The 11,976-nt window shown below is 67.0% G+C and carries 10 protein-coding genes and 2 tRNA genes; 11 read left to right on the top strand and 1 reads right to left on the bottom strand.

All coding sequences use genetic code 11. The features are described 5' to 3' along the window. Positions 1–67: 67 nt before the first annotated feature. A complete protein-coding gene (gene yhbY, locus QWG60_RS15755) occupies positions 68–394 on the bottom strand; it encodes a ribosome assembly RNA-binding protein YhbY (protein WP_035592977.1) in 327 nt (108 codons plus the stop codon). A gap of 177 nt (positions 395–571) precedes the next feature. Here yhbY and rlmE point away from each other — a divergent pair, with 177 nt between their 5' ends. The 11 genes from rlmE (at position 572) to infB (ending at position 11,961) form a co-directional block, all read left to right on the top strand. Next, a complete protein-coding gene (rlmE, locus tag QWG60_RS15750) occupies positions 572–1,234 on the top strand; it encodes a 23S rRNA (uridine(2552)-2'-O)-methyltransferase RlmE (RefSeq protein WP_035592978.1) in 663 nt (220 codons plus the stop codon). A 197-nt stretch (positions 1,235–1,431) separates the two neighbouring features. Beyond that, complete coding sequence (gene ftsH / locus QWG60_RS15745) at positions 1,432–3,399, top strand: ATP-dependent zinc metalloprotease FtsH (RefSeq protein ID WP_046079360.1); 1,968 nt, start codon at positions 1,432–1,434, stop codon at positions 3,397–3,399. Positions 3,400–3,495: 96 nt separating this feature from the next. Beyond that, positions 3,496–4,359: a dihydropteroate synthase gene (folP, locus tag QWG60_RS15740; protein WP_146908825.1), complete on the top strand. Its 864-nt coding sequence runs from the start codon at positions 3,496–3,498 to the stop codon at positions 4,357–4,359. Beyond that, the gene (glmM, locus tag QWG60_RS15735; protein ID WP_107180925.1) at positions 4,352–5,701 is read left to right on the top strand and encodes a phosphoglucosamine mutase; all 1,350 of its coding nucleotides are present in this window, start codon (positions 4,352–4,354) and stop codon (positions 5,699–5,701) included. Before folP ends, glmM begins: the two co-directional genes overlap by 8 nt. Before the next feature lie 63 nt (positions 5,702–5,764). Beyond that, entirely contained in the window at positions 5,765–6,514 is a 750-nt protein-coding gene (gene tpiA / locus QWG60_RS15730; protein ID WP_046079363.1) for a triose-phosphate isomerase, read from the top strand. A 5-nt stretch (positions 6,515–6,519) separates the two neighbouring features. Further along, positions 6,520–6,888 (top strand): preprotein translocase subunit SecG, encoded by a 369-nt coding sequence (secG, locus tag QWG60_RS15725; protein ID WP_146908823.1) that lies wholly within the window; start codon positions 6,520–6,522, stop codon positions 6,886–6,888. 24 nt (positions 6,889–6,912) lie between these two features. Continuing rightward, a tRNA-Leu gene (locus tag QWG60_RS15720) sits at positions 6,913–6,999 on the top strand. A 123-nt stretch (positions 7,000–7,122) separates the two neighbouring features. Then, positions 7,123–7,199: transfer RNA gene (locus QWG60_RS15715), tRNA-Met, on the top strand. Positions 7,200–7,421: 222 nt separating this feature from the next. Continuing rightward, entirely contained in the window at positions 7,422–7,883 is a 462-nt protein-coding gene (rimP, locus tag QWG60_RS15710) for a ribosome maturation factor RimP (RefSeq protein ID WP_046079364.1), read from the top strand. A gap of 40 nt (positions 7,884–7,923) precedes the next feature. Continuing rightward, positions 7,924–9,417 (top strand): transcription termination factor NusA, encoded by a 1,494-nt coding sequence (nusA, locus tag QWG60_RS15705; RefSeq protein ID WP_107180924.1) that lies wholly within the window; start codon positions 7,924–7,926, stop codon positions 9,415–9,417. A 27-nt stretch (positions 9,418–9,444) separates the two neighbouring features. After that, a complete protein-coding gene (gene infB, locus QWG60_RS15700; RefSeq protein ID WP_035592988.1) occupies positions 9,445–11,961 on the top strand; it encodes a translation initiation factor IF-2 in 2,517 nt (838 codons plus the stop codon). Positions 11,962–11,976: the final 15 nt, after the last annotated feature.

The following is an 11,976-nucleotide window of genomic DNA, read 5'->3' as shown; positions in this document are numbered from 1 at the left end:
TTCTATTTCTGAAGCTGCTGTTTCTGCTGGGCTTCCAGCTTCCAGCTTCCAGCTCGCGCGAAGCGCTTTAGCGCCGGCCGTGGTGCTCCTCGAAGCGCTTGATGTTGGACAGCTTCGGATTGACCTTGGGGTTGTGGCGGTAGAAGAGGGCGACCTTGCCGATCTTCTGCACCAGCTCGGCGCCGCTCTCGGCGACCAGGGCCTCCAGCACGGCGGCGCGGTCCTCGCGCTCGGCCAGCGCCAGCTTGACCTTGACCAGTTCGTGGTCGGTCAGCGCCCGGTCGAGTTCGGCGAGCACGCCCTCGCTGAGGCCGTTCTCGGAGACCATGACGACGGGGTCGAGATGGTGGCCGATGCTGCGAAATGCTTTCTTTTGTGCCTGTGACAAGCTCATGGTATCTTGCTTCTTCCCGGTTGGCGCGCAGCGCACATGGTACGGTGAATCGCCTCGCGGCGAAAGCGCGGCCGGCTCTCACCGCCTCCTCGACCGGTCCGCAAGGTCAGCTTCCCCATCCCCGTTTATCGGAATCCGCTCGACCCCCTGTCATCCAGATTTCTCACAGGTGATGCCGTGGCATCTTCCCATGACGCCCGGGACAAGGGCTCCAAGCGGCGCGGCGCCAGCAAGAGCAGCGCCGGCTGGCTGAAGGAACACTTCGACGACCGCTACGTCCAGCAGAGCTGGCAGGACGGCTATCGCTCGCGGGCCAGCTACAAGCTGCTGGCGCTGGACGAGAAGGACAAGCTGCTGCGTCCCGGCATGACGATCATCGACCTGGGAGCGGCCCCCGGCGGCTGGAGCCAGATCGCCGCCGAGAAGGTCGGCGACAATGGCGTCGTCATCGCCTCCGACATCCTCGAGATGGATGCCCTGGCCGGGGTCGATTTCGTGCAGGGCGACTTCACCGAGGAGGCCGTGCTCGACGAGATCCTCGGCCGCCTCGGCGATCGTCCGGTCGACCTTGTGATGTCGGACATGGCCCCCAATATGAGTGGGATGGCCGCCATCGACCAGCCCCAGGCCATGTATCTGGTGGAGCTGGCCCTGGACCTGGCGCGTCAGACCCTGTCCCCCGGCGGCACCTTCCTGGCCAAGGTCTTCCAGGGCGAAGGCTTCGACGAATATCTGAAGGAGCTGCGCGGCAGCTTCAAGCGGGTGGTGACCCGCAAGCCGGAAGCGTCCCGGGCGCGTTCCCGCGAGGTCTACCTGCTGGCGGAAGGGTTTCGCGGCTGAGCGCCGTGGCGGGCCGCCGATGAAGGCGCATCGATAGCGTCAGGCTAAGGATGCCATGGCCGGACATCATCGCGTGTCTGTGTCACAGTGGAGACAGGAGCCGCACCTTGGGCCCTGCCAGCGAACGGGCGTGGTAGGGTAGTGTCGAAGGGCCAGGTGGTTACGGCCGACAGATTCTTGCAATTGAGGGTAGTCCCTTGAACGACATGGCGAAGAACCTGATTCTGTGGTTGGTCATCGCGGCGGTGCTGCTGACGGTGTTCAACAACTTCAGCGTCGAGAATACACCGCAGACGATGAACTATTCCCAGTTCGTCGAGCAGGTGCAGAACGAGCAGGTCCGGAGCGTGACCATCGATGGCTATACCATCAATGGCGAGCGCAAGGACGGCTCCCAGTTCCAGACCATCCGCCCGGCGGCGGAAGATCCCAAGCTGATGGATGATCTGCTGGCCCACGACGTCACCGTGATCGGCCAGGAGCCCGAGCAGCAGAGCCTGTGGACGCGGCTGCTGATCGCCAGCTTCCCGATCCTGCTGATCCTCGCCATCTTCATGTTCTTCATGCGCCAGATGCAGGGGGGCGGTGGCGGCAAGGGCGGCCCGATGAGCTTCGGCAAGTCCAAGGCCAAGCTGCTGTCCCAGGACCAGATCAAGACCACCTTCGCCGACGTGGCCGGCTGCGACGAGGCCAAGGAGGAGGTCGAGGAGCTGGTCGACTTCCTGCGCGATCCGACCAAGTTCCAGCGCCTGGGCGGCACCATCCCCCGCGGCGTGCTGATGGTCGGCCCGCCCGGTACCGGCAAGACGCTGCTGGCCAAGTCGATCGCCGGCGAGGCCAAGGTGCCGTTCTTCTCGATCTCCGGCTCCGACTTCGTCGAGATGTTCGTCGGCGTGGGCGCCTCGCGCGTGCGCGACATGTTCGAGCAGGCCAAGAAGCAGGCGCCCTGCATCATCTTCATCGACGAAATCGATGCCGTGGGCCGCTCGCGTGGCGCCGGCATGGGTGGCGGCAACGACGAGCGCGAGCAGACCCTGAACCAGCTGCTGGTCGAGATGGACGGCTTCGAGGCCAACGAGGGCATCATCGTCATCGCCGCCACCAACCGTCCCGACGTGCTCGACCCGGCGCTGCTGCGTCCGGGCCGCTTCGACCGCCAGGTCACCGTGCCGCTGCCCGACATCCGCGGTCGTGAGCACATCCTCAACGTGCACCTGCGCAAGGTGCCGCTGGGCGACGACGTCAAGCCGTCGCTGATCGCCCGCGGTACCCCGGGCTTCTCCGGCGCCGACCTGGCCAACCTGGTCAACGAGGCGGCACTGTTCTCGGCCCGTCGCAACAAGCGCCTGGTGGGCATGGAGGAGCTGGAGCTGGCCAAGGACAAGATCATGATGGGCGCCGAGCGCCGTTCCATGGTCATGACCGAGAAGGACAAGCTCAATACCGCCTATCACGAATCGGGCCACGCCATCATCGGCCTGGTGATGCCCGAGCACGACCCGGTCTACAAGGTCACCATCATCCCGCGCGGCCGCGCGCTGGGCGTGACCATGTTCCTCCCCGAGGAGGATCGCTACAGCCTGTCGCGTCAGCAGATCATCAGCCAGATCTGCTCGCTGTACGGCGGCCGTCTCGCCGAGGAGATGACGCTGGGCCCGAACGGCGTGACCACCGGGGCCTCCAACGACATCAAGCGCGCCACCGAGCTGGCCCACAATCTGGTGGCCAAGTGGGGCCTGTCCGAGGAAATGGGCCCGATCATGTACGACGAGGACGAGTCCCACCAGTTCCTCGGCGGCCCGGGCCAGAGCGGCGGCAAGCTCAAGTCCGGCGAGACGGTCACCAAGCTCGACAAGGAAGTGCGTCGCATCATCGACGAGTGCTACGCCCAGGCCAAGCAGATCCTCGAGGACAACCGCGACAAGCTGGATGCCATGGCCGAGGCGCTGGTGCAGTACGAGACCATCGACGCCGACCAGCTCAAGGACATCATGGACGGCCGCACCCCGCGTCCGCCCAAGGGCTGGGATGACGACGGCCCCGGCCCCGGTGCGCCGATCGGCGAGGCGCCCCAGGAGGATGCCAAGGGCGATGACGGCGACGACGAGGAGGAATCCTCGGGCCGCCGTCCCTCCGACCCCCTCGGTGGTCCGGCCGGCAGCTGACCCCTCGCGAGCGAGACGATCAACGGGCGCCCTGCGGGGCGCCCTTGCCGTGGCGGGGCGACCGCTCCCCGCCACCCGAACAGCTTCAGGACAACGATGCACAACAGCGTTCCCACTTCCCTGCAGTGTGGCCGGCAGCGGCTCGACCTCTCCTTTCCCCGCGTGATGGGGATCCTCAACGTCACTCCCGACTCCTTCTCCGACGGCGGTCGGCACAACGCCCTCGACGACGCCCTGCGGCGCGCCGAGCGGATGCTGGCCGAGGGGGCGGCGATCATCGACGTGGGCGGCGAGTCCACGCGTCCCGGCGCCGCGGCGGTGCCGGTGCAGCAGGAGCTCGATCGTGTGGTGCCGGTGGTCGAGGCGCTGGTGCGCGAGTTCGATGCCCTGGTCTCGGCTGACACCAGCGCCCCCGAGGTGATGACCGCCTCGGCCGAGGCCGGCGCCGGACTGCTCAACGACGTGCGCAACCTGCGTCGCGAGGGCGCCCTGCGCGCCGCCGCCGCCAGCGGCCTGCCGGTGTGCGTGATGCACATGCTCGGCGAGCCCGGCGACATGCAGGACGCGCCCTGCTATGAGGTGCCGGTGGAGGAGGCGGTGGCCGACTTCCTCGAGCGCCGGGTGGCGGAGTGCGAGGCCGCCGGCCTGCGTCGCGAGCGGCTGATTCTCGATCCCGGCTTCGGCTTCGCCAAGAGCGTCGAGCACAACCTGCGCCTGCTCCATCGCATGGAGCGTCTGGAGGCGCTCGGCCTGCCGCTGCTGGTGGGCATGTCGCGCAAGAGCATGATCGGCAAGGTGCTGGATCGTCCGGTGGAGGAGCGGCTCCACGGCGGACTGGCGCTGTCGGCCCTGGCCGTCGAGCGCGGCGCACGGATTCTTCGCGTCCATGACGTGGCGCCCCACGTGGATGCGATCAACATGGCCTGGGCCGTACTCAAGGAGGGTTGCGACCATGACTAGGCGCTATTTCGGGACCGACGGCATTCGCGGCACGGTGGGCGAGCCGCCCATCACCGCCGACTTCATGCTCAAGCTGGGCTGGGCCACTGGCCGGGTGCTGGCGGAGAAGGGCGGGCGGCCGCGGGTGGTGATCGGCAAGGACACCCGTATCTCCGGCTACATGTTCGAGTCGGCCCTGGAGGCCGGCCTGTCGGCCGCCGGGGTCGACGTGATCCTGCTCGGCCCGATGCCGACCCCGGGCATCGCCTACCTGACGCGGGCCTTCCGCGCCAGCGCCGGGATCGTCATCTCGGCCTCGCACAACCCCTTCGCCGACAACGGCATCAAGTTCTTCTCCGCCGCCGGCACCAAGCTCGGTGATGCCGTCGAGGAACGCATCGAGGCCATGCTCGAGGAGCCGCTGACCACGGTGGCACCCGATGCCCTGGGCAAGGTGCGGCGTGCCGACGACGCCGCCGGCCGCTACATCGAGTTCTGCAAGTCGACCATTCCCGATCGCGTCGACCTGCACGGCCTGAAGGTGGTGATCGACTGCGCTCACGGCGCCACCTATCACATCGCGCCCAGCGTGTTCCGCGAGCTGGACGCCAGGGTCGAGGTGATCGGCGCCGAGCCGGACGGTCTCAACATCAACCACGAGGTCGGCTCCACCCATCCCGCCGCGCTGCGCGCCGCGGTGATCCGCAGCGGCGCCGACCTGGGCGTGGCCTTCGACGGCGACGGCGACCGGGTGCTGATGGTCGACGCCGAGGGGCGCGAGATCGACGGCGACGACATCCTCTACATGATCGCCCGCGATCGCCACTCCCGCGGCGAGCTCGGCGGCGGCGTGGTCGGCACCCTGATGAGCAACTTCGGCCTGGCCGCCGCGCTGGAGACGATGGGCGTGCCCTTCGAGCGGGCCAAGGTCGGCGACCGCTACGTCATGGAGCGCCTGGACGCCAACGGCTGGCAGCTCGGCGGCGAATCGTCGGGGCATATCGTCTGCGGTCACGTCCAGACCACCGGCGACGGCATCGTCTCCGCCCTGCAGGTGCTGGCCATCATGGTGCGCGAGGGCAAGCCGCTGGGGCGGCTGCTCGACGGGCTGGAGAAGGCGCCCCAGGCGCTGGTCAACGTGCGCCTGACGCCAGGCACCGACGCCCGGGCGCTGATGGATGAGGCCTCGCTCAAGTCCGCGGTGGCCGCCGTCGAGGCCGAGCTCGGCGACCAGGGGCGGGTGCTGCTGCGCCCCTCCGGTACCGAGCCGCTGATCCGGGTGATGGTCGAAGGGCGGCCGCACCTGGACGTCGACGGCCTGGCTCGTCGCCTGGCGGCCGACGTCGAGGGGCTGCTGACCTAGGTCGGTTGTCTTGACAGGGCCGCTCCTATACCATTTCGCTCCACCTTGAAAGAGGGAAGCTGCATGCCTACGCCGCTGATCGCCGGCAACTGGAAGATGAACGGGTCCCGCGCGCTGGTCGACGACTTCGGTCGTGCCTTCGGCGATGCCGAGCTGCCGGAGAACGTGGCGGTGGCGCTGATGGTGCCTTTCCCTTATCTGGACGCCGCGAGTCGCGCTTTCGAGGGCACGCCGCTGGCCCTCGGCGCCCAGACGCTGAGCGACCGGCCTTCCGGGGCCTTCACCGGCGAGGTCAGCGGCGAGATGCTGCGCGACTGCGGCGCCCGGATGGTGCTGGTCGGCCACTCCGAGCGGCGCACGCTGTTCGGCGAGGACGATGACGCCGTGCTGGCCCGCGTGCGTGCCGCGCTCGACCTGGGGCTCGCCCCGGTGCTGTGCCTGGGCGAGACCCTCGAGGAGCGCGATGCCGGCCGCACCGAGGCGGTGGTGCTCGGTCAGCTCGAGGCGGTGTTCGATGCGCTCGGCGCGGACGAGCGCGCCCGGCTGGTGCTCGCCTACGAGCCGGTGTGGGCCATCGGCACCGGCCGCACCGCGACACCGGCGCAGGCCCAGGCGGTCCACGGCGCCATCCGGGCGCGTCTTGCGCGCTACGACGCCGGGCTCGCCGCCGATACCCAGGTGCTCTACGGCGGCAGCATGAAGGCCGCCAACGCCGCCGAGCTGCTCGCGCAGCCGGACATCGACGGCGGTCTCATTGGCGGCGCTTCCCTGAACGTCGACGAATTCCTAGCCATTTGCCAGTCAGCAGGTTGATAACCATGCAAGTTGCCATTCTCATGATCCATGTGGCGATCGCCATCGCCCTGGTCGTCCTGATCCTGCTGCAGCAGGGCAAGGGCGCCGACGCCGGTGCCTCCTTCGGTGGCGGTGCCTCCCAGACCGTGTTCGGCTCCAGCGGCAGCGGCAATTTCCTGTCGCGCGCCACCGGGCTGCTGGCCGCGGCCTTCTTCGTCACCTCCCTGGCCCTGGCGTATTTCGCCTCCCAGGCCGGTCAGGCGCCGGAAGAGACGGGCATTCCCGATGCCGAGCTGGTCGAACAGCAGCAAAATGCCGTGCCGTCCCTTGACGAAGGGTCATCGGGTATGGATAATACTGCGCCAGTGCTAGAGGATAGCGGCAGCAACTGAGCCGCGAATCTGGCCTCCCCTGATGCCGAAGTGGTGGAATTGGTAGACACGCTATCTTGAGGGGGTAGTGGCCTTACGGCCGTGCGGGTTCAAGTCCCGCCTTCGGCACCATTCCTGAAGCCGGTCTGGCGATCTCATCGCCGAGCATCGGATCTTCATCGCAGGATTGGCGAAACGGTGTGATGCGGCTTGACGGAAGCGCCGAGTCAGCATAGAATCACCGACCTAGATTGATGCGGGGTGGAGCAGTCTGGTAGCTCGTCGGGCTCATAACCCGAAGGTCATCGGTTCAAATCCGGTCCCCGCTACCATCTTCCTGTCGGGCATGCAGGACCCTTGAGGGGCATGCCAGGCGTCGAGAAGTGGTATACAGGTTTCTTGAAAAGCCCCTTCCTGTGAAGGGGCTTTTTGTTAGCGGCCAGCTCGCCGGCAAGCATCGGCGGCGCTGATCCGGGCAACGCCAATCAGCCACCTGACTCTCCTGTTCACTCCCGGCCAGGTGCCTGATGCAACGGCTGTAGGAGCTTTCTTCCGTGGCAACCAAGGATGCTGCGCTGCACGCGCTGATCGAACCGGTGGTCTCGGCCATGGGGTTCGAGCTGTGGGGCATCGACTATCTGTCCCAGGGCAAACACTCTCGTCTGGTGATCTACATCGATCACGCCGATGGCGTGAGCGTGGATGATTGCGCCGACGTCAGCCGCCAGGTCAGTGCGGTGTTCGACGTCGAGGATCCCGTCAGCGGTGAATATCGGCTCGAGGTGTCCTCTCCGGGGATGGATCGCCCCCTGTTCACCCTCGAGCAGTTCGCGCGCTATGCCGGCCACAAGGTGGCGGTGAAGCTGCGGGTGCCGTTCGATGGGCGGCGCAAGTTTCAGGGCCTGCTGGCCGGCGTCGAGAACGATGAGGTGCTGGTGCGGCTCGACGACGAGGAATACTGCTTTCCCATCGAGAGCATCGATCAGGCGCGGGTCGTGCCGCAGTTCGAAGACTGAGGTCGATGCACAAGGACGGGTTTACTGGCGAGGCTAAGGCATGAGTAAAGAGATTCTGGCGGTCGTCGACGCGATCTCCAACGAAAAGGGTGTCCCCCGCGAGGTAATCTTCGAGGCCGTCGAGGCGGCGCTGGCCAGCGCGTCACGCAAGCGCTTCGAGGACGAAGAAGCCAGCGTGCGGGTTCATATCGACCGCATCACCGGCGACTACGAGACGTTCCGCCGCTGGGAGGTCGTCGAGGACGACGACTTCGACGGCCCGGACGCCCAGATCAAGCTGAGCTATGCCGAGCGTCGCGATCCGCCGCTGGGCCTCGGTGACGTGGTCGAGGAACAGATCGAGAACGCCGCCTTCGGTCGCATCGCGGCCCAGACCGCCAAGCAGGTCATCGTGCAGAAGGTGCGCGAGGCCGAGCGGGCCGAGGTGGTGCGCCTCTATGCCGACCGCGAGGGCGAGCTGGTCGCCGGCATCGTCAAGAAGACGACACGCGATGGCCTGATCATCGACCTCGGCGAGAACGCCGAGGCCTTCCTGCCGCGCAGCGAGATGATCCCGGGCGAGCGCTACCGCATGAACGAGCGCGTCCGCGCGCTGCTGACCAAGGTCGATCCGGAGGCCCGCGGCGCCCAGCTGATCCTGTCGCGGACCTGCCCCGAGCTGATCATCGAACTGTTCAGCATCGAGGTGCCGGAAATCGCCGAGCAGCTCATCGAGATCAAGGGCGCGGCCCGCGATCCGGGCTCGCGGGCCAAGATCGCGGTCAAGACCAACGACCGCCGCATCGACCCGGTCGGCGCCTGCGTGGGCATGCGCGGTTCCCGGGTCCAGGCGGTGTCCACCGAGCTCCAGAACGAGCGCGTGGACATCGTGCTGTGGGACGACAACCCGGCCCAGCTGGTGATCAACGCCATGGCGCCGGCGGATGTCGCCTCGATTCTCGTCGACGAGGATTCCCACGCCATGGACGTGGCGGTCGCCGAGGACAACCTGGCCCAGGCCATCGGCCGTAGCGGCCAGAACGTGCGCCTGGCCTCCGAGCTCACCGGGTGGCGTCTCAACGTCATGACCGAAGCCGACGCCGAGGCCAAGCGCGACCAGGAGGTCGATAGCCTGGTCGAGCATTTCATCCATCACCTGGACATCGACGACGACGTGGCACGCCTGCTCGTCGAGGAAGGCTTCACCTCCCTGGAGGAGGTCGCCTATGTCCCGGCGGAGGAAATGCTGGAGATCGAAGAGTTCGACGAGGATCTCGTCGAGGAGCTGCGCGCTCGTGCCAAGGACGAGCTGCTGAACCTGGCCATCGCTTCCGAAGAGGAGCTCGACGGTGCCGAACCGGCCGACGACCTGCTTGAAATGGACGGCATGGAGCGTCACCTGGCCTATATCCTGGCCAGCCGGGGCATCAAGACCATGGAGGACCTCGCCGAACAGTCCGTCGACGATTTGACGGATATCGAGGAACTGGACGAGGAGCGCGCCGCGGCACTGATCATGACTGCCCGTGCGCCTTGGTTCGAGAGCGAACAGTAAACGGGTCACGGGCTGAGGAGGGTCGTAATGTCAGAAATGACCGTTAAGGATTTTGCAGCGAAGGTGGGGCGTGAAGTGCCCCGTCTGCTGGAACAGATGAAAGAAGCCGGGCTCGAGCACAAGTCCGAGGGCGACGCCGTGTCCGAAGAGGACAAACGTCAGCTGCTGGACTACCTCACCAAGAGTCACGGCGGGAGCGCCGAGAAGGCCGCGCCCAAGAACCGTATCACCCTGACCCGCAAGACGCGCAGCCGCATCAAGAGCGGCGACCGGGGCAAGAGCATCGAGGTGCAGGTCCGCAAGAAGCGCACCTACGTCAAGCGCGAGGAAGAGAAGCCCGCCGAGGAGCCGAAGTCGCAGGATCACGGTCCGCGTCAGCTGGTCGGTGACATGGCCGAGGCCGAAGCCAAGCGTCAGGCCGAGGAAGAGCAGCGCGCCGCCGAGCAGGCGGCCCGCGCGGCCGAGGAAAAGGCCCAGGCCGAGAAGGCCAAGGCCGACGCCGAGGCGGCCGCCAAGGCCGAGCCGGAGATCCCGGTGCCGGAGCTGGAAACCCCGGCGCCGTCCGAGCAGCCGCCGGCCCCGCCGAAGGAAGGCCGCACCGACCGCCGCGCCGCACCGGCCGGCAAGAAGGCCGGCAAGAAGGGCCGTCACGAGCGCGAGGACGACCGTGGCGATCGCGAAGAGCGTCGTCGCGGCGGCAAGAAGGCCAAGCGCGCCGAGCGTCGCGGCGGCCGTCGCGGTGGCAGCCAGGGCGGCGGCAAGCACGGCTTCCAGAAGCCGACGCAGCCGATCGTCCGCGAGGTCTCCATCCCCGAGTCGATCAGCGTCGCCGACCTGGCCGACAAGATGTCCATCAAGGCGAACGAGGTCATCAAGACCATGTTCACCATGGGCGCGGCGGTGACCATCAACCAGACCATCGATCAGGACACCGCGGCCATCGTGGTCGAGGAAATGGGTCACAAGCCCAAGCTGGTCAAGGACGATGCGCTGGAGACCGAGGTCCTCGAGAACATCTCCTATGAAGGCGATGAGATCACCCGTTCGCCGGTCGTGACCGTCATGGGTCACGTCGACCACGGCAAGACCTCGCTGCTCGACTACATCCGTCGCGCCAAGGTCGCCACCGGCGAGGCCGGCGGCATCACCCAGCACATCGGCGCCTACCACGTCGAGGACGATCACGGCGGCGTGACCTTCCTCGATACCCCGGGCCACGCGGCGTTCACCGCCATGCGTGCTCGCGGTGCCAAGGCCACCGACGTGGTGGTGCTGGTCGTGGCTGCCGATGACGGCGTCATGCCCCAGACCATCGAGGCCATCGAGCACTCGAAGGCCGCCGGCGTGCCGATGGTCGTCGCGGTCAACAAGATCGACAAGCAGGGCGCCGATCCGGACCGGGTCAAGAACGAGCTGTCCCAGCACGGCGTGATCTCGGAAGAGTGGGGTGGCGACACCCAGTTCGTGCACGTCTCCGCCAAGTCCGGCGATGGCATCGAGGGCCTGCTCGAGTCGATCCAGCTGGTCTCCGAAGTGCTCGAGCTCAAGGCCGTCCCCGAGGCGCCCGGCAAGGGCGTGGTGGTCGAGTCTCGCCTGGACAAGGGCCGTGGCCCGGTGGCCACCGTGCTGGTCCAGAACGGCACCCTGAAGAAGGGCGACATCGTGCTCGCCGGCCTGCACTACGGTCGCGTGCGTGCGCTGATCAACGAGCTCGGCCAGCAGGTCGACGACGCCGGTCCGGCCATGCCGGTCGAGATCCAGGGCCTGGACGGCACCCCGGAAGCGGGTGACGACTTCATGGTCCTCGACGACGAGAAGAAGGCCCGCGAGGTCGCCAACTTCCGTCAGGGCAAGTACCGCGAGGTGCGCCTGGCTCGCCAGCAGAAGGCCAAGCTGGAGAACATGTTCTCCCAGATGGGCCAGGAAGAGGTCGCCAAGGTCAACATCGTCCTCAAGGCCGACGTCCAGGGCTCCCTGGAGGCCATCAAGGGCGCGCTCGAAGAGCTGTCGACCGACGAAGTGCAGGTCGCCGTGGTGTCCTCCGGCGTGGGCGGTATCACCGGTACCGACGCCAACCTGGCGCTCGCCAGTGACGCCATCGTGGTCGGCTTCAACGTGCGTGCCGACGCCGCCGCTCGCGAGATCATCGAGCGCGAGGGTCTCGACCTGCGCTACTACAGCGTCATCTACCAGCTGATCGACGAGGTCAAGCAGGCGATGAGCGGCATGCTCGCGCCGGAGTGGAAGGAAGAGATCGTCGGCGTGGCCGAGGTTCGCGACGTCTTCAAGGCACCGAAGATCGGCGCCGTCGCCGGCTGCATGGTGGTCGAGGGCACCGTCTATCGCCACAAGAAGATCCGCGTGCTGCGCGAGAACGTGGTGATCTACGAGGGCGAGCTCGAGTCCCTGCGCCGCTACAAGGACGACGTCAACGAGGTTCGCAACGGTATCGAGTGCGGTATCGGCGTGAAGAACTACAACGACGTCCAGGTCGGCGACAAGATCGAGGTCTTCGATCAGGTCAAGGTCGAGCGGACGCTCTGACCGCGAGGAGCCGAT

Origin of the sequence: Halomonas halophila (genome assembly GCF_030406665.1) — a bacterium.
Taxonomy (GTDB): domain Bacteria; phylum Pseudomonadota; class Gammaproteobacteria; order Pseudomonadales; family Halomonadaceae; genus Halomonas; species Halomonas halophila.
Note: the sequence above shows the minus strand (reverse complement) of the source record. Positions and strands in the feature narration are given on the sequence as shown.

Excerpts from the sequence above, each read along its gene's own strand:
- folP (WP_146908825.1), top strand. The coding sequence starts at position 3,496 with ATGCACAACAGCGTTCCCACTTCCCTGCAGTGTGGCCGGCAGCGGCTC.
- yhbY (WP_035592977.1), bottom strand. The coding sequence starts at position 394 with ATGAGCTTGTCACAGGCACAAAAGAAAGCATTTCGCAGCATCGGCCAC.
- tpiA (WP_046079363.1), top strand. The coding sequence starts at position 5,765 with ATGCCTACGCCGCTGATCGCCGGCAACTGGAAGATGAACGGGTCCCGC.
- infB (WP_035592988.1), top strand. The coding sequence starts at position 9,445 with ATGTCAGAAATGACCGTTAAGGATTTTGCAGCGAAGGTGGGGCGTGAA.
- nusA (WP_107180924.1), top strand. The coding sequence starts at position 7,924 with ATGAGTAAAGAGATTCTGGCGGTCGTCGACGCGATCTCCAACGAAAAG.
- secG (WP_146908823.1), top strand. The coding sequence starts at position 6,520 with ATGCAAGTTGCCATTCTCATGATCCATGTGGCGATCGCCATCGCCCTG.
- glmM (WP_107180925.1), top strand. The coding sequence starts at position 4,352 with ATGACTAGGCGCTATTTCGGGACCGACGGCATTCGCGGCACGGTGGGC.